This window comes from Rhodococcus sp. 14-2470-1a (assembly GCF_002259425.1).
Taxonomy (GTDB): domain Bacteria; phylum Actinomycetota; class Actinomycetes; order Mycobacteriales; family Mycobacteriaceae; genus Rhodococcoides; species Rhodococcoides fascians_E.
On sequence record NZ_NPFZ01000010.1, the window covers coordinates 254,117 to 271,906 of the forward strand.

General features: G+C 59.7%; 16 protein-coding genes. 2 read left to right on the forward strand and 14 right to left on the reverse strand.

All coding sequences use genetic code 11. The features are described 5' to 3' along the window. Nucleotides 1-54: 54 nt before the first annotated feature. Entirely contained in the window at nucleotides 55-1,125 is a 1,071-nt protein-coding gene (locus tag CH292_RS05885) for a cellulase family glycosylhydrolase (protein ID WP_256977948.1), read from the forward strand. Here CH292_RS05885 and CH292_RS05890 read toward each other — a convergent pair. From CH292_RS05890 to gmd, 9 genes are all read right to left on the reverse strand, one after another. Further along, nucleotides 1,077-2,342, reverse strand: a complete 1,266-nt coding sequence (locus tag CH292_RS05890; protein ID WP_094654229.1) for a glycosyltransferase — start codon at nucleotides 2,340-2,342, stop codon at nucleotides 1,077-1,079. The two genes, CH292_RS05885 and CH292_RS05890, sit on opposite strands and share 49 nt — an antisense overlap. After that, on the reverse strand, nucleotides 2,342-2,860 hold the full coding sequence (locus tag CH292_RS05895; protein WP_094654230.1) for a DapH/DapD/GlmU-related protein: 519 nt from the start codon (nucleotides 2,858-2,860) through the stop codon (nucleotides 2,342-2,344). The genes CH292_RS05890 and CH292_RS05895 overlap by 1 nt, the downstream gene beginning before the upstream one ends. Beyond that, nucleotides 2,857-4,251 carry a lipopolysaccharide biosynthesis protein gene (locus CH292_RS05900; protein WP_094654231.1) on the reverse strand — a complete coding sequence of 465 codons (1,395 nt, stop codon included), beginning with the start codon at nucleotides 4,249-4,251 and terminating at the stop codon, nucleotides 2,857-2,859. Before CH292_RS05900 ends, CH292_RS05895 begins: the two co-directional genes overlap by 4 nt. Then, nucleotides 4,248-5,039 (reverse strand): glycosyltransferase, encoded by a 792-nt coding sequence (locus CH292_RS05905; RefSeq protein ID WP_094654232.1) that lies wholly within the window; start codon nucleotides 5,037-5,039, stop codon nucleotides 4,248-4,250. The genes CH292_RS05900 and CH292_RS05905 overlap by 4 nt, the downstream gene beginning before the upstream one ends. Beyond that, nucleotides 5,029-5,973, reverse strand: a complete 945-nt coding sequence (locus CH292_RS05910; RefSeq protein WP_094654233.1) for a glycosyltransferase family 2 protein — start codon at nucleotides 5,971-5,973, stop codon at nucleotides 5,029-5,031. The genes CH292_RS05905 and CH292_RS05910 overlap by 11 nt, the downstream gene beginning before the upstream one ends. Next, the gene (locus CH292_RS05915) at nucleotides 5,970-7,265 is read right to left on the reverse strand and encodes a hypothetical protein (RefSeq protein WP_256977949.1); all 1,296 of its coding nucleotides are present in this window, start codon (nucleotides 7,263-7,265) and stop codon (nucleotides 5,970-5,972) included. The genes CH292_RS05910 and CH292_RS05915 overlap by 4 nt, the downstream gene beginning before the upstream one ends. Nucleotides 7,266-7,614: 349 nt before the next feature. Next, a complete protein-coding gene (locus CH292_RS05920; RefSeq protein ID WP_256977951.1) occupies nucleotides 7,615-8,193 on the reverse strand; it encodes a DapH/DapD/GlmU-related protein in 579 nt (192 codons plus the stop codon). After that, nucleotides 8,193-9,170: a GDP-L-fucose synthase gene (locus CH292_RS05925; protein ID WP_094654236.1), complete on the reverse strand. Its 978-nt coding sequence runs from the start codon at nucleotides 9,168-9,170 to the stop codon at nucleotides 8,193-8,195. The genes CH292_RS05920 and CH292_RS05925 overlap by 1 nt, the downstream gene beginning before the upstream one ends. Beyond that, nucleotides 9,167-10,189: a GDP-mannose 4,6-dehydratase gene (gmd, locus tag CH292_RS05930; RefSeq protein WP_179277916.1), complete on the reverse strand. Its 1,023-nt coding sequence runs from the start codon at nucleotides 10,187-10,189 to the stop codon at nucleotides 9,167-9,169. Before gmd ends, CH292_RS05925 begins: the two co-directional genes overlap by 4 nt. Nucleotides 10,190-10,500: 311 nt before the next feature. On the opposite strand from gmd, the gene CH292_RS05935 reads away from it, so the two are divergent. Beyond that, nucleotides 10,501-12,651, forward strand: a complete 2,151-nt coding sequence (locus CH292_RS05935; protein WP_094654238.1) for an acyltransferase family protein — start codon at nucleotides 10,501-10,503, stop codon at nucleotides 12,649-12,651. 45 nt (nucleotides 12,652-12,696) lie between these two features. On the opposite strand, the gene CH292_RS05940 is transcribed toward CH292_RS05935, so the two are convergent. The 5 genes from CH292_RS05940 to CH292_RS05960 form a co-directional block, all read right to left on the reverse strand. Continuing rightward, nucleotides 12,697-12,909: an HNH endonuclease signature motif containing protein gene (locus CH292_RS05940; RefSeq protein ID WP_094654239.1), complete on the reverse strand. Its 213-nt coding sequence runs from the start codon at nucleotides 12,907-12,909 to the stop codon at nucleotides 12,697-12,699. Between the two features lie 218 nt (nucleotides 12,910-13,127). Beyond that, nucleotides 13,128-14,276, reverse strand: coding sequence for an acyltransferase family protein (locus CH292_RS05945; protein ID WP_094654240.1), 1,149 nt, complete (start codon nucleotides 14,274-14,276; stop codon nucleotides 13,128-13,130). Then, a complete protein-coding gene (locus CH292_RS05950; RefSeq protein ID WP_094654241.1) occupies nucleotides 14,273-15,517 on the reverse strand; it encodes an O-antigen ligase in 1,245 nt (414 codons plus the stop codon). Before CH292_RS05950 ends, CH292_RS05945 begins: the two co-directional genes overlap by 4 nt. 13 nt (nucleotides 15,518-15,530) lie before the next feature. Next, nucleotides 15,531-16,766, reverse strand: coding sequence for a lipopolysaccharide biosynthesis protein (locus tag CH292_RS05955; RefSeq protein ID WP_179277917.1), 1,236 nt, complete (start codon nucleotides 16,764-16,766; stop codon nucleotides 15,531-15,533). Then, nucleotides 16,766-17,719, reverse strand: a complete 954-nt coding sequence (locus CH292_RS05960) for a glycosyltransferase family A protein (protein ID WP_094654243.1) — start codon at nucleotides 17,717-17,719, stop codon at nucleotides 16,766-16,768. The genes CH292_RS05955 and CH292_RS05960 overlap by 1 nt, the downstream gene beginning before the upstream one ends. Nucleotides 17,720-17,790: the final 71 nt, after the last annotated feature.

A 17,790-nucleotide genomic window follows, 5' to 3' on the forward strand; every position in this document is an offset into this window, starting at 1 on the left:
GGCTCCAAATCTATGGTCACACAAGGCTTGTGTCCACCCGGCATACTTGTTTCCGTGAGATTCGGACATGCGGTAGCGGCCTCGTCGACGGCAGTGGTGTTGCTTGCGGCGTGCTCGACAAGCGAAGTGCCCGAACCGAGTCCGGTAACGGCGCCTGATCCTGTTTCGATCTGGAATTCGGTGGGTGTGGCCACCAACGTCGCGAGTGTGGACATGCCGGGCACCACTGCAGAACGTGACCTGCAGTCTGCCGCACAGGCAGGATTCGACGGCGTGCGTCTGGTGGTCGAATGGTCCGAAATCGAGGCGGAACGAGGCGAGCTCGACTGGAGCGCCATGGATTCGGAGGTCGATGCGGCACTCTCGGCCGGTCTACCCATTCTCGGTGTTGTGACGTGGTCTCCCACCTGGGCGGTGCCGCCGGAGTATGCGCTCACGGCGCATCCGGCACCGGCGGACCCCGAACTGTTCGCTGCATTCGCCGGCGCGGCTGCGGACAGGTATCGCGACCGGATCACCGCGTGGGAGGTGTGGAACGAGCCCAACGTGGCCGCAACCTTCGGCCCGAGCGCCCACCCGGAGCGGTACTGCTCGCTTCTTTCTGCCACTTCACGTGCGATTCGCGCGGCGGCTCCCGACGCAGTGATCGTCACCGGATCGACCTCCCCTGCCGTCGATTCCGTGAACAGCCTTGCCCCAGCCACGTTCGTCGAGGCGCTGTATCGGTGTGCGGGCGGTAGCACGTTCGACGCGGTGTCGATGCATCCGTACAGCACGCCCGCTCTGCTCAGCGAGCCGGCAGCGGAGTGGGACTCGGCCAACGAGATCGCCCGCGTTCGCGACGTCATGATCCGCTATGGCGACACTGCGAAACAGATCTGGTTCACGGAATTCGGCGCACCCACCGTTCCCACCTATCCCGGCGTCGACGAGATGCGTCAGGCGGAGATCCTGGTCGACGGAATCGAGACGTTGCACCAACTCGACTACGCTGGGCCTGTTTTCGTCTTCGATCTCCGTGATTCTGCAACCGCAGACCCCAGCCCCGAGTACAACTACGGGCTCCTCCGTAGCGACTACACCCCCAAGCCTGCGTTCGGCGCGGTTCGAAACCTGTTGCGGTGAGCGCGTGACAGTTGCTGCAACCATGTCTCCAGCCTGTCGATGGCGACCTCTCTGGACATCGAGCGTCGGACGTATTCGAACCCCGATTGCGCCAAAGTGTCAGCGTATTCGGGATGCGCAGCCAGCTCGGCCACGGCCCGCACCAACGCTGCAGGTTGCGCCGGATCGACGCGTATTCCCGCACCTGCCGCCCGAATCTCCTGGTCGGTGACGCTGCCCGCCGCGGTGGCGGCAACCACCGGGGATCCGCTGCCGAAGTACGACGTGAGCTTGCTCGGCACCGACATCTCAGCGACTTCGGGTAGTTCGTTGACCAGCAGCACGTCCGCAGCAGCGAGGGCTGCGCGAAACTCTTTCTCCGGCAACGACCGAACGAACGTCAGCGACCGGACGTCCTTGCCGCGATCCTCGAGATGTTCGCGCTGATTGCCGTCGCCCATCAACACGAACTTCACCGGCCCGCCCAGTCGGTCCGATTCGCGGGCCGCGTCGACGACGTTCTCCAGTCCTTGCTTCAAGCCCATGTTGCCGGCGTGCAACGCGATCACGTCGGTGCGAGACCATCCCAGCAGATCGCGGGCGTGATCGCGATCCATCGGCGGCGCTGCCGGCATGTGCGTCCAGTTGGGGATGATGCTGACCTTGTGCTCGGCGACACCGAGGTGGTCGATCGCGTGGCCCGCGAAGCGCCGGTGGATCACGGCAACCCCGTCGGCGGCCCGAAGGATCCCGGACTCCAGGTTGGAGGTCGCCGTCGCGCTCGGGCCGTGCAGCGTCCCGGTCTCGATGACGCCGCGGCTGTAGAGGTCCTGAACCCACACGCCGAGCGCGGGACGAATCAACTGCGCTTTGAGCCGCGCGAAGATCAAGCCCGTCGACACCAGTGCAGGCGATACGCACACCACCACGTCGGCCGACGGTAGATGGCTCCGGACCACTTTGCTACCGAACGACATCTCCAGGTGCGTGCGCTGGGTGACGGTCATGCTGTCCGGCACGTAGTGCCGGTGCCGCACGACGGGTACTCCGTCGACCACTTCGGTGATGGTGGATCCTGCGTAGCGGGGGTCGGCGATCCATTGTGGGTAGTGCGGGAACCCGGTGACGACGTGCACGTCGTAGCCGCGTTCGGTGAGTCCTTCTGCCGCATCTGCGGTGTAGGGCGCGATGCCGGTGACTTCGGGCTTGTAGTTGAGACCGATCAGGGTGACGCGCATCAGCTTCTCCGTTTCCGAACGTCGAATTCCGATCTCCTTTTGTCCCACAGCTCGTCGGTGCTACAGATCCTGCGAGCAGGGTTCCCCGCGACCACGTCCCCGGCGTCGACCGACGTCGTCACGACGGAACCGGCGCCGATAATGGCGTCGGCACCCACGGTGACGCCGGGCATCAGCACCGTTCCGAGTCCGACGAACGCCCGTGCCCCGATCTTCACCGGTGCTCGTCGGTACAGTTCCTCGTCCGGCGGCAGATCGCCTCGTGCCTCGGCGATGCGGTCGAGCGAGAAGTCGTGGGTGAGGATCTTGACGGCGTCGGACACCACGCATCGGTCGCCGAAGCTGATGGAACCGGGACCGGAGTTGTCGAGGAACACCGACGACGAGATCCACAGTGGTCGTCCCAGCACCTCTACTCCGGACCGTCTCAGCAGGGTCAGCGCGACGTTCATGTACGCGTCCTGGTTGACCCGGTTGAGTATTCGGAACAGCGGCAGGAATTTCGACGGATCGATCATGCGACACCCGCCCCGACAGCGACCGGCACCTGCTGATTGTCGGGTTCGGGTCGACGCCGATTCACCAGGCGGGGAATCCACGCGATGTCCGGGATGAACTGGCACACGATGACTGCCGCTGCGGTGACCAGTACGACGCCGGGGGCGCCGTAGGTCGGAGCGATGGCGACGGCGAGCAGTGTCGTCACGGCCGCCATCGCCGCAAGGCATCCGGCCTGCCACTTGGCCTCCGACGGCGTGGTCAGCAGCATCCCCGAAGGAAGGTGGAAGCACTGCACGATGAGCAGAACCGCGAATGCCGCGGCCAAGGTCGCACTGACGTCGATGCTTCCGTCGGAGAGCACGTCGGCCAGCCACGGGCTGATCGCGACGAGGGGAATCGATGCCAGCGCCGCGAGCAGTCCGAAGCCCATGGTGGCGCCGAGCCAGAGCCGCACGGTCTCGTCGGCTGCTCCTCGCCGTTTGACGAAGATCGGCCAGAAGGCAAGCGCCGCCATCGAGAACACCGACCAGCACAGCCCGTACAGCTGCGCCATGAGTGCGTACCGGCTCAGTTCGAGTGGAGTGGACAGGTGCGAGAGCACGATTCGCTGTACCTGCAGCCCGAACGGGATGCCGACACTGACGATGAACAGCCACAGCGAGCCCTCCAGCAGTCCCTTCGTCGAGACCGCTCGAGAACTACGCTCGAACACCGTGGTGCCCAGGCCGGAGACTCGCAGCGCGACGACGGTGCCCACCAGATTGCCCAGCAACGCGCCTGCCAGTGGAGGCAGGACGTACCAGATTCCGCGGACACCACCCGCGTACATTCCTGCGGTGACCGCAAGCGCGAACAGCGAGTTGCTGACCATTACGACCACGACCAGTTGAGCCCTGTCGACACCGATCAGAATCCGTAGTCCGAGACCCGCCGGGATGGTCAGTCCGAACAGGACGACTGCGAGCGTCACGACGAGACGGTCGTCGGGTCCCGTGGTGATGCCGAGCAACGTCCCCCACCCGTCGACAGCCATGATCGTGGCGGCCGCGACGGCCACCGCCACCGACACTCTGGCGAGCACGCGGTACGAACGCCGGATGACGGCAAGGGCGTACGGGTCCTCGGCCGGATTGCGGGATCTCGATGCCGCACTGGTCACGACGGCACCGATCCCGAGGTCCGCGAACGGCAGCAACAGCCCAACAGTGGCGACTAGAGCGACCAGCCCGTACGTCGACGGTCCGGTCGCCCGGATCACGAGCCCGGCGCTGACAAGTCCGGCTACAGCGACGACAGGGGTGCCGAGGATTCGGAAGACCGTGCTGAGTAACACGGCTCTGCGTTCGGTCGCGTCGAGCCCGGTGCGCTGTTCTGGCTCGTCCTCGGGTTTGCGGTGACGTCCGCTCATGCCGGTTCCCCCGCCCTGATACGCCTGCTTCGGACAACTTGCTTGGCTCGGGCAGTCAGCTGGACCAATCGCGAGTAGGCCGTCGCAGCGTCTTTTCTGCCGAAGGGGTAGTAGTTCGCTCGGTCCCAGGCGCGTCGGATGTCGTCGTAGTGGTCGCGCTGCGATCGGGTGCTGCCCGCACCCCCGGCGTCGAAGTCGCACAGTACTTCGTCGATGACGACGGGGTGCTCGACGGTGGCGGCCCCGAGCATGTACAGGTGATCGGCGGCGAGCCCGAATTCGGTGTCGTACGGTCCCAGTCGGTCCAGGAGGTCTGCACCGAACAGCGTCGCCTGATGCGGAATCGGTCGGATTCCCAACGCGAATCCACGGAGGTCGAACGGGCTGTACCCCCAGATCAGGCCCTCTCGGGCCGGGTCGCCGACGATCCGCGCCTTTCCGTATCCCCAGCAATTGCGCGGCCGAGCGCCGAGGGCCGCGATACCTGCCGCGGCGGCGTCGGGTCCGGCGAAGCAGTCACCGGAATGCATCAGCCACACCACGTCACCCGTTGCGTGCGAAATCCCTTTGTTCATCGCGTCGTAGCGGCCTGCGTCGGGCTTCGATTCCCAGTACGACGGCGAGTTGCGGGTCAGGTAGTCGGTCACCTCGGGCCCGGAACCACCGTCGATGACGATGTGTTCGATCGCGGGATAACTCTGCCGCGCAACGCTCTCGGTGGTGCGACGCAATCCGTCCAGGTCCCGATAACTGATCGTGACGACGCTCAAGCTCGGGTCAGCTCGCACGAGAGACCTCCGCCCCGGAAGAGAGACTCGTCATCGCTTGCTGCACTGCGGTTCTGCTGAACTGCGCAGCGGCGTAGACAATTGCACCGGCACCAGGCCGGCCTTCGGTGAACCCTATCCGGACCGCTCTACGAATGCTTCGCAGCGATCGGGCAGACGCCGCCGCAGTGACAGCGCTGAACAGGTAGTAGTCGCCTCGCACTCGCGCACTCGACCGTGTCAGATTCTGGCGACCCCACGCGATGTAGTCCTCGGACACGTCGTCGTTGCGGTTGGAGACCGAGTCGTCGCTGATGTTGTAGATCGAGAAGCATTCCGGGACGTGCCGAAACGTCAAGTCCGGAACGTGGTCCTGTAGGGACATCAGCCAACCCGGCTCGTCGTGTATCGAGTCGGGAGCGAAGTTGAGCGGTACCGTCGCCGCCAGTGATCGCGGAAAGCAGAGGGTGCTGCTCTGCATCATTCCGCCGCCCATCGTGAACCCGTCCAGCCGGAAGAGATACTCGGCTACCGACTGGTGTTCGCCGATGGTGTTGCGTGGCCAGATTCGTTCCTTGCGGCCGCGGGCGCGGACCGCGCACCGACACGTGACCACCCACTGCGCATCACCCAGGTCGGCGATCTCGTCGAGCTGACGTTCCAGCTTGAACGGGTGCCACAGGTCGTCGTCGTCGAGTAGTGCGATCACTTCGCCCGTCGATTCCGCCACTCCGCATTGGCGTGCGTTCGCGCTGCCCGACGCCGGGCCGGTGCGAATCACGCGAATTCGGCTGTCCTCGGGCAGATTCAGCGTCGCCACGGTGTCGGCAGCGATCACGACCTCGTGTACGGGAGCGGATTGATTCAGGGCGGACTCGACCGCCTCGTAGAGGCTTGCACGACCGATCGTGGGAATGACCACGCTTACCGTCGGTCCTGTTCGGTGCGGTTTCATGACGCCCTCCGAGTCGGGGTCCGGTTGCGAAGGGAGCGGAACAGGCGGTAGTCGATGGCCGCACCGGTTCGGTGACGCCCCGGTGTCTGCAACGCCACGTAACTGCACGCGATGACAGCGAACACGGCGGGAAGGTTGTACGACCACGGGGAGAACAGGATGTCCCACGTGGCCTGCATGCCGAGGTACATCAGCAGCGGTGTCCAGACCCCCGCCGCCCCCGATACGAAGATGAGGCGGTAGCAGGCCCACAGCAGCCACAACGGCACCACGGCCGCGAGCACTCCCGCCTCTGCCCACGAGCCCAGCAGAATCGAATGCAAGGACAACGACCCGTTGGGCAGTTTCCAGGCGTACTCGAACGGGAACGATCGATCGAATCCGATCTGCATGGCCGCGTGCTGAGCGTGCACGTAGGCCTCGCGAGAAATGTTGTCGGCGTTGCCCCACCCGAGCAGCGGTCGCTGAAGGATGGCGGTCAGAGACAGCGGTGGCTCGGTTCGACCGGCCAGCAGCATGGGGAGGGAGCCGTCGGACTGCATCAGCACCTTCTCGCGCAGAGACTGCCCCAGGAGCCCGTCGCGCGCGGCCAACTCGAGCAGCCACGAGAACAACGCACCGAACGCCACCACGGTCGCGAGTCGCACGACCAGCGGTAGGCTGCCACCCTTGTATTTCGAGAGAGCCAGCAGCAGGGCGACTCCGCCGCACACCAGGGCGTGCGATCGGTAGTTCAGAATCAGACTCATGCCGGCGAGGCCGATGAGTACCACCGCTACCGTGGGCCATCGCGCGCCGCGTGCTGCTCCGAGATACAGCACGAACACCGTCGCCGCCGGTGCGACGCCGTACTTCCACAGGTCCGTGATCGAGCCCGTCGCCGTGAGAAATGTACCTATCAGAACGAAGAACACCGTCGAACCGCACGCGATGCCGAGCATGACGGTCGCGATTCGTTGGATGTCCCTGGCCAACACCGAAATTCCGCAGAAGTACAACGCGAACGATGCGTACGCAAAAACGTTGGGCGACAACGGGTCCGTGTCGTTCATCCAAGCAGACGCCAGGTAGGCAGCAGTACCGACGACGGCGAGCGCGATAGGCAGCAGGGTGCGCCGACGATCCGACGGAAGGAAGTACGCGAGGGCGATTGCCACACACACGAAGGAGAAACCGGTGACGGTGAAGTTCATCAACGGCAACGCTGATGTCGCGCCGAGCGCGAACAGGCACGCACGCTCGGGCAACCTCAGCCGAGCACGGTCCGGCGACGGAGTCGGCCTTACGCGCAACGGCGTTACCCGTGCCTGGCGCCCCGATTGCTGCCATCTGTTTTGCCCATCCCCCCGGACTTGTGTCACGTCAATTTTCTCGGAGCTGGATTTCCCCGAATCCGGCCCGGAAAAGTCGTCGACATTTACGCGATACGTGACGCTCAAATGCCCACCCCAATCGACACCGCGAAACGCACGCCCGCCACTTGCTTTCCGTGCGAGCCTATCCTCGGATCCGTTGCCGCGCAGCACATAGCCGAAGCCACCGATTATGCAATGTCCGATTCCTCAGGCGCCGCAACGTATTGGATATTCACTTTCCCCTTTATTGTCGAGATGGGACCCGATAACCCGACACCGCGTCCGATCAGGCCGTCGAATCAGGTTCGCCGACTTGAATCGATACGTCGTGCATATCGTCCGAGGTGGTCAATCGACGCTTGAATTTCGCCGGAACACCGGCGTACACACTGTTCGGCTCGCAGTCGGAGGTCACCACACTGCCCGACACCACCACGCATCCGTCGCCGATCGTGACGCCGGGAAGCACCATGACGCGCGATCCAATCCAGACGCCCTCACCGATGACGATCGGCATGTTGACCGGCTTTCCGAACCTCCGCCACTCCGGTCCCACGTCGTGGCTGCACGTGATGAGCATCGACTCGTACCCCAGACCGGAATTGTCGCCGAGAGTAATGGGCGCACCGAGATCGAGGAAGCATTTGTAGTTCAGGAACGTGTTCTCACCCATGGTCAGACCGGACCAGGACCCCAGAAACGTGTGCGGGTTGAACCGGGCCGTCGGATGGATGTCGTGTCCGGTCTGACGCAGCAGTACCGTACGCAGGCGCCGCGGAACCGCGCTGCTCGAGATGAACCTGTTGAGCACGATATCGCGGACCACCTGGGCGAGATCCTCCGCCAGAACAGCTCGAATCCCCATCACTCACGCACACGGTCGATGTTGGCGCGGTACCACTCGATCGTCGAAGCGATACCCTCGCGCAGCGGAATCGACGGCTTCCATCCCGACGCCTTCAGGGTGGACACGTCGAGAAGCTTCCGAGGTGTGCCGTCGGGTTTGCTTGCGTCCCATTCGATTCGGCCTTCGTAACCGATCTCCTCGGCAACCATCTCCGCGATCTCCCTGATGGTCTGATCTTCTCCGGTTCCGACGTTCACCTGCTGTGGACCGTCGTAGTGGTCGAGTAGGTGCAGGCAGGCCGAAGCCATGTCGTCGACGTGCAGGAACTCCCGCATCGGCGATCCGGTCCCCCAGTTCGTGACGACCTCGTCGCCGTTTGTTCTCGCTTGCTCGTATCGGCGGATAAGGGCCGGGAGAACATGCGCGCCTTTGGGCGAAAAGTTGTCGCCCGGTCCGTACAGATTCGTCGGCATCGCCGAGATCCACGGTAATCCGTATTGCTTTCGAACCGACTGAATATGAAGTATGCCCGCGATCTTGGCGATCGCGTATGCGTCGTTCGTCGGCTCCAGCAGTCCGGTCAGGAGGTACTCCTCCCGAATCGGCTGCGGTGCAAGCTTGGGATAGATACACGACGAACCGAGAAACAACACTCGCTCGACGCGGTGCTCCAGCGCTGCGTCGAGTACGTTGACCTGCACCTGCAGGTTCGACGAGATGAAATCGACGGGGTAGGTGCTGTTGGCGAGAATTCCGCCGACCTTGGCGGCCGCGAGCACCACAGTCGACGGAGTGTTCCGTTCGAAGAACTCGAACACCGCTTCCCTGTGGCGAAGGTCCAACTCCGATGAGGTTCGACCGATGAGATCGGTGAAACCTCGCTCTTGCAGATGCCTCCAGATAGCCGAGCCCACCAGTCCGTGATGGCCGGCGACGTAAAAGGGAGCATCCCGGTCGAGCGGAGTGTTCCAGGTGCCGATATCGACGGTCGTCATGCCCAGTCCTTCAGCACGGGAGTGTCGATCCATGGCCTTCCCTCGCAGTTCAGGGCCTCGATGTCTGCGTCGACCATGATGCGCGCGAGCTCCGGAGTGTGTACCGATGCCTTCCACCCGAGGTCGTTCTCGGCTTTGCTGGCGTCGCCGACGAGGGCGTCCACCTCGGTAGGCCGGAGGTAGCGGTCGTCGAACCGGACGTGCTCCTGCCAGTCGAGCCCGGCATGCTCGAAGGCAACAGAGAGGAAATCTCGGACGGTGTAGTTTCCACCGGTGGCGAGCACGTAGTCCTGAGGTGTCTCGGCTTGCAGCATGCGCCACATGCCCTCTACGTATTCGGGCGCGTAGCCCCAGTCACGGATCGCGTCGAGATTGCCCATGTACAGGCAGTCTTCGACGCCGGCTTTGATCCGAGCCACTGCGCGTGTGATCTTGCGGGTCACGAAAGTTTCCCCACGTCTGGGTGATTCATGGTTGAACAGCACACCATTGACGGCGAACATGCCGTACGCCTCGCGGTAGTTGCGGGTGACCCAGTACGAATACACCTTTGCCGCGCCGTACGGCGAACGTGGATAGAAGGGAGTCTCTTCGTTCTGCGGAGGTGGGCTGGCACCGAACATCTCGGAGCTCGACGCCTGGTAGAACCGACACTGCACTCCCGTCAACCGCACTGCCTCGAGCAGGCGAATCGAACCGATTCCGGTGGTATCCCCGGTGTGCTCGGGCTCGTCGAAACTCACTCGGACGTGCGACTGCGCAGCGAGGTTGTACACCTCGTCAGGCCTGATGTCGGCCATGAGCGTCACCAGACGGGCACCGTCACTGAGATCGCCGTAGTGAAGGAACAGCTTGGCACCGGTCTCGTGCGGATCGACATACAGATGTTCGACACGCGCTGTGTTGAATGTCGACGCCCGCCTTATGAGTCCATGTACTTCGTAACCCTTCGCAAGTAAGAGCTCCGCCAGATACGAACCGTCTTGACCGGTGATCCCCGTAATCAAAGCCTTTTTCACCACTGCTCCATTCAAAGCGTGGGTGGACAGTCCGCCAAGAGTACAAACGAATTCGACTTGGCGCACTGTTCACTGAAATCCGACATTACCTGCGCCGCAATCAGTTCAGCTCATCCATCAATCGATCTTCCGGCTTCTTCCCGACGAATATGTTCTCCGGTTTGGGTTGAACGACACTACTCTGTCACCCCAGTGTGACTGCCGAGCAATAACGGTCATTGGGAATGTTTCACGCGGACGACGTGAATAGAGACCTCGGGTTACGCTTTTCTCTCACCTCCGGTACCACTGGATTCTAATAGGGGTCCTCGATGTCCATAGCGCACGGATCGCAGACCCGACGTCGCAGCACGCGACGATCTACCGCATCGCCCAAGCGCCACGATATCCAGACGTTGCGGGCCATCGCGGTTCTGCTCGTCATTGCCGACCACCTATTCGGCTGGCCTTCAGGCGGTTTCATCGGAGTCGACGTTTTCTTTGTCATCTCCGGATTTCTCATCACAGGCCTGCTGCTGCGGGAGTTCGACCGCACCGGCAGTATCTCGTTCGCGGGGTTCTACCGTCGTCGCATCCGGAGGATCGTGCCGATAGCGACAGTCGTGGTCGCATTCTGTTGCATCGTAGGTCTGTTGGTCTTCTCCCAGGCGCGCGCGAAATCCATCGGCATCGACGGGATCTGGGCGTTCTTCTTCGCGTCCAATTGGCGCTTCGCGATCAAGGGCACCGACTATTTCAACGCCGATACGTCGATCTCTCCGCTGCAGCACTACTGGTCACTGTCGATCGAAGAGCAGTTCTACTTCGTCTGGCCGGCACTCATGTTGCTGATCGGCGTGATGGTCGCACGCAGGTCGTTGTCCGGTCGAGCGAAGCGAGCGATCACCGCTGCAGTCATGGGCACCATCGTCGTGGTCTCCTTCGGGTGGGCCGTTCACGACACCGCGACCAACCAGACGTGGGCCTACTTCTCCACGTTTACTCGTGTGTGGGAGCTGGGTGTCGGAGCCTTGCTGGCGATCGGCAGCGCTGTGCTCGCCAGAATTCCGCGCGCTGTCAGCGCCTACCTCACATGGGCAGGGATTGCCGTCATCGCCGTCGGGGTGTTCGTCATCTCGGAGTCCGGCCCGTTTCCGGCACCGCTGGCTGCGATCCCAGTTCTCGGTGCGGCACTCGTCATTGCGGCGGGGATCGGCGGCAGTGTTCCGCATTCGTCGGTCCTGACAACGAAGACAGGCGTCTACGTCGGCGACCTGTCGTACTCACTGTATCTGTGGCACTGGCCGCTGATCATCTTCCTCGGCGCCCTTATGGATCCGTCCTTCCACTACTACGTCACCGTGCTCGCGTTGACCTTCGGGCTGTCGATCTTCTCCTACCATTTTGTCGAGAATCCGATTCGGCACTCCACGCTGCTCGAGCCCCGTGCTGTGCGGGCCGCGGCACGGCGCAAGAAGAAGAATCGCCTCGGCAGGCAACCCATGTCTGTCTCGTCTCGTTACGCCGCCGTGGGGGCCGTTGTTCTGATGACGGCCGCGTTCGGGGCGTTCGCGTTGCAGCCGATCGAGCCGCCCACGGCCCCACCCGCGCGAGCGGTCGTCGCCGCGCAGCCGGTCGAGTCCACCGAGACGGTGCCTTTCGGTCCGGCGCAGACTGCACTCGCCGCTGAGATCGACGCAGCAGTGAATGCGTCCGAGTGGCCCGATCTGGTGCCGTCGATGGATGATGCGATCGACGGCGCGCAGGCGCCGACGGACATCGTCGAATGCGGGCTCGCCGCCGCCCCGGATCCATCGACGTGTACGTGGGGCTCGCCCAATGCTCCCAGATCCATCATGGTGCTGGGTGATTCGATGGCGATGAGCTACGTGCAGTCGATCAGGAACTTCGCCGAGGCAAGCAACGGGGAGTTGAAGGTTCGCTCGGAGGCAATGTTCGGGTGTGCGTTCGTGGACATGGCGGTGACGACGGTCGACGGCGCCACGGTCGAGGCGTGTCCGGGGCGTAAGGATGCGGCGGTTCGGGCTGTCATCGAGGACCGTCCGGACGTCGTGATCATCACCAATCTGCACACCGATGTGTCGCCCAAGTTGTGGGTTCCCGGGATGCAGCGTTTGACGGATCAGTTCGAGTCGAGTGTCGGCAAGATCGTGTTCTTGTCGGCGCCGCCTAACGACAAGAAGGCGAGTGACTGCTATACGCGTACGAGTGTGCCGGCGGATTGCATCAGCCGGGTGACCGACACGTGGCGGGCGCGTAATCGGGCGGAGATCAACTTGGCGGCGCGGGTCGGTGGGGTGCATGTCGACAGCCGTGCGCTGTTCTGTACTCCCGACGATTTCTGCCCGTCGTTCGTCGGCACTACGCCGATGAAGTCCGATTCTGCGCACATGACAATCGAATACGGGCAGAAGATCTCACCGGCGCTCGGGGAGTTGCTCCGGTCGTCGGGTGTGGTGTGACTTGTCCGCCCGGGGACCGCTTCGGGCCAGAACGGTCAATGGTGTTCAGGCGCTGCGTTTTCGCCTTCGATGGAAGCTGGGTATCGGCGTTCGCTTCGGGTCCGCAGCAGTCGGCGGAATCGAGTACGGATGACCGTCCTTACCTATCACCACTTGCCATCCCTCGTGGTGGATCATCCGATGACACCGCCGGCAGACGAGCGCAAGATTGTTCAGATCCGTCGCCCCACCATCTTCCCAGAACACGACATGGTGCACCTCGCTCCAACCAACAGAGCTACTACCATACGCGACTGGGTACTACGCCCGAGTATTCAGAGCCGACGCCGTTGGTATCGACTCGAATGGGCCCACTTCCGTCAGCTGGTCGTTTGCCGCAGCACACGAGGGTTACGAACTCATCCTTAGAACCGTATACATCAATGATCAGCCAAACAATCTTGAGCCTAGATTAACAAACCTCTGAGACACGGGCTCTAAACTTCCGGATGCAAACTCGAATCTTTTCCACGACCCAGACGCAGCCGGTTTGACAGCAAACGCCCGACAAATTTTGGCGGAAAATATAAGAAATTCAAACCCAACTTTCGCGTCAACAACCAAATTAGCAATGAACCTGCAATCGCTACGAAGCAAATGACGAGCGGATAAAAATAGGCTATCGGCGCAGATGGACCGGGCGAGACCAACCCCACGAGGACGACAAGGGGAACAATCCATAACACGTGACATACATAAACTGGGAGCGTATTCCTACCCATCCAAGAAAGCCAACTTGTTCCACGAACACGACCAACAGCATGCGCCAAAAGAAGGCCCGTTGACAAACCGAATAGACGCAAAATCACACCGATCCCAGGAAAGGCCTGTATGCTCAACAAATGAACCAGGAGATACGAACCAAACCATAACGTACAAAGTAGTAATAAAGCAAGCAATCGCATCCTTGGAACCCAATTTAGAATAAATTCTCGCCCATAGAGACCTACGAGGAACAGTAAGTAGTACGAGCAAACCCCTTCGACTGCACCATTCGGAAAATGAATGAGACCAGAAAGAGCTACTGCTGAGGCCAAAAAAGCCAACACGAAATTCACCATCGGAATCCGATAGAACAACTTAGCGAACACAAAGAACACAATTAAAGCGTACAAGAACCACAACTCATTAGTCGGCCAGAAAGGCGCCGCCAGAAGCCGAGAGAAATAGAACGGTTCTGGCGTTCCCCGTCGCGGCGCTATTAGAAAGTAAAGCCAACGGATTGTGCACCAAGTAATGTAGACCCAGAATAGCAGTAGTAACTTATGCGCGATGAGTTCACGCCACGACTTCCTACTGATCCAAGATGCGGCAAATATTCCAGAAATGCAGAAGAACAGCGGCATTCGCATCGTTCGAAGAAACTCCGTGACCGCTGACCAGACGGGATCAGTGGCTTGCTCGAGCAGTAACCACTGGATCGTGTGATGTAGTACGACCAGAATAATCGCGATACCGCGGGCGATATCGGGCCACGGTAGCCTCCGTCCGACACCCGATTGCGAGGAGCTTTGACTACTTCTGCTAATAAAAATAAAGCGCAACCCAGCAAGCACCTTATTTCTACTCTCGGCCAAAACAGTCATCGAACAACTCCCCTTCGGCGCTGCGCGCGAACCTTGTCATCACCCACGGGGCGGTCTTCACACCCACGCCGCGAAGTAGTCTCAAATTGCAGCTTGAAATAGCCAAGAAATATTAGAAACCACACAACTCCAAAGGTAATTCTAGTTTCCGTTATGTTATAGACGAGCTGCGAAACCGAAATAGCAAAAACCCAGCCGTAGTAAGCACTCTTAGTGTCAGAAAACATTGCAACTGATGAAACCACCATCCAGATTAGGATGATCATCACAAGGAAGGTTCCCACAACACCAAGTTGTAGTACCAGATCCAAGTAGCCATTGTGTGCATGTCCAGCGTGGAAACCTATATCATGCCAAATCCTCTGTGTAGCGGGATTGTTGCTTCTCCAGGCTGCCATGAAGCCGGTCCCGAACCATGGCCCTCTACCAATTTCGCGAATTACTGCAGTCCAGATCTCAGTTCGGCCAGTGAGATCCGAACTTCGGCCGAGCGCCACTGATACTTCTGACAGCGGGGTCATCAGTACTAGCCAGACAGATCCAGCTAGAGCCACAACCGACACGACAGATAACGAGCTCGATGACATGCGAGATCTGCCCAACGTCACTAGCAAGATGCCGGACACACCTGCAAACACGGCTACTACTAACCCCGTGCGGGAGTCAGTGAACCACAGAGTCGCGATGCCGACAACTACCCAGCCAACCCCCGAAAGTTTTCCGACTAGCTTCAAGCGCCATTCGGTCACAAACGTCACAATCCCAAGAACACACACTGTCGCGAACTGATTCGAATGTACATAAAGACCATTAATTGCAAATCCAACGTCAGACGCAATTGAGTACGACGAACGGACATCAAAAGCCACCAACACCCAGCTGACAACTATCGCTGCACGAAGCGCGAGCGACGCGCCGCGAATTAGCGTAGCCCAGGTGAACTTCCACGCAGCCAGGTAAGCAGATAGAGCAATCGCGGAGTACACGATGGCACTCACAAGGCTAAAACGGAAATCGGAGCTCCAAAGGCACGAAATGAAGAGGTAGGCCAAGAGCAGTGCCGCCGTTACGGGCACGACCCTTTTCGTCCGTAGCTGCGCGTCGCCGACTAAAAGAAGTAGCCCCAGGAGCCCAAGCAGGACAAGGTAAACCCCGTATTGCTTTGGATACAATGCTGATCCGAAGACGACCAGAGCTAAGGAAACTCTAGCAAGCTTCTGCCCATGCGAAGGAGTCTTCACGCGTTCGTACCTCCTATGTCGATTGGCTTTGGCTCATTGCAGCCTCAATACGCTTATCGCGCCGCGTACATCTCGAAATAATTAGAAGAGTGCGGACTTCAAGCGACATGAATTTAAGCCCGAAAGCCAAACCTATTCCTAGGCTCGCTCCTAGCGCCCCCGCCCACAACCCTCCAATTGCGACACCGATGAAGATGACCGGTACAAATATCAATCCATTCCTGGCGCAATACCTTGCGTCGTCAAGTCCTTGAAGAATGCTCGCGCAGGCAGGACTTGCACCGATGAATATCATAGAAATGAGCATTACATAAATCGCAAATCGTGCCGACTGAAATTCATCACCTAACAGCAGAACACCAACCGTCGAAATTGGCAGACCAACAACGAAAAAAACGGGTACAAGCACCAAGATCGAGACCAGAAGGCGGCGATTATAAGATTTTACTGTTTTCAAATCAGCTCGCGATACATTCGGCAACAGCACTGAGGTCAAAGATCCCGTAAACAACAATATTGGATTTGTAAGACGGACCGCGGAGGCATAAATTCCAGCCGACGACGCTGACGCAAAGATACCGACAATAACAACGTCAAGATTCCGCATCTGACTTGTCAAATTGGTAACCCAATACGGCCATGTCCGCAACAGAACTGATTTTGTGGTGCTTAAATCGCACGGGTCGACCGTAACCAAATATCGTGATACAACCAGGCCGAGTAGACCACCTGCCGCAAGGGAGGCGCTGAAGGAGACGACAGGATTCACACGGAGCAGGTCCAAAATTATAAACAGGACAAGTGCACTCAGTCGACGAACTACAATCGCAAAAGCCGCATGCCCTGCCTTATTATCGGCAACAGAGAGATTGAGCCAAATGTCGGCATTCTTTTCGGCTGCAACCCAGATCGAGATTGGAATAAGTGCGTAGAATACATCATCGATCACTACAGCTGAGATTAGGATAAGGCAAGTTGCTACTGTGACTATTAAAGCACTTGTATACAGGTTCAACCGGAGCGCAGCTGCGATGGATCCCTTTAGTTCGTCCACAGAACGAGCACGGAGCACATAAGTTCCAACACCAAGGTCGGCTATAGCGACCAAAACCACACCCACACCGATTGCCACACTCACGTACCCGAACGTCTTTGGATCAGTCCAGCGCGCCAGAAGTATAATACAAACAGCTTGTGAGACACTTGCGAAGGCTCGGGACAGCAGCAACGTTGCGAATTGACCACGCATCAGTTTGCTGTCCCGCGTTTTTGGAGCATAAGCCGTCTGACGGTAGCGTTGAGGGTACTCGCTAGCTTTCGGAGAAGGAAAACAGCCGTCGCCAGGAGGCCATATGCAAGCGCTGGAGCTGAGTATTTGGCTCCCATTCCGTGTCTGAGGCATAAAACTATACCGTCGAAGCTCCCTGCTTTCATCGCGAACCGCAAAGGGACACCAAGAATGAAATCACCATAAGATTTCCGACCGCAGTCCAAGTTATTTTCGGCCCACACCATGCTGTCAGACCATTTGGTTTGTGCCGTAATACCTGTACTGGCCTTGTCGCAGATAACTGAAACTCTGCTCGAGATGGCGATCGTTGGCTGTAGTTTCGATTCGACTTGGAGAAGCCACTGCCAATCCTGATGTAGGCGAGTTTTGCGGTCAAACGGCACCTCAGTTGCTAGAGAAGTGCTAAACAGCAGCGTTGATGACTGCAACTGTCGGCGCGCCGACCATAAAGTTGACCGTTGAAACAGATAGTCTTGAACGTCGGTTACCTCCCGTGCAAATCTGTCTCTCGGCCATATCGAGTTCTTGTCCATCTTAACGCTGTCGGACAGTGCTGTTGCGATCACGCACAGGCCACGTTTTGCGCTAACGGATTTCATGAACTCAATCTGGTGCATAAGCTTATCAGGAAGCCAAAAGTCGTCATCGTCGAGAAGAGCGGTAAAACTATATAGAGCCCTCGTTATCCCCGTCTGCCTCGCATGATTGGCTCCAGACCCAGGAGGGTTACGTACAATCTTCACGCGCTCGTCGTAGTGAAAGTCTGGAAGTGCGTCCCGACCATTCATAACGACGAGAACTTCGATATTTTCGACGCTTTGCCTCAACACACTGTCTACTGCGCGTTTTAAGGTCGCGCGCCCGGTAGTCGGGATCACCACAGAAATTCCATCAATCTCGTTGATGTACATCCTTAATCCTCGCAATCAGTGACCGGGGAGATCACTGTTGGCGCAGCTTTATTACGGGTGGCCGCGTTTGT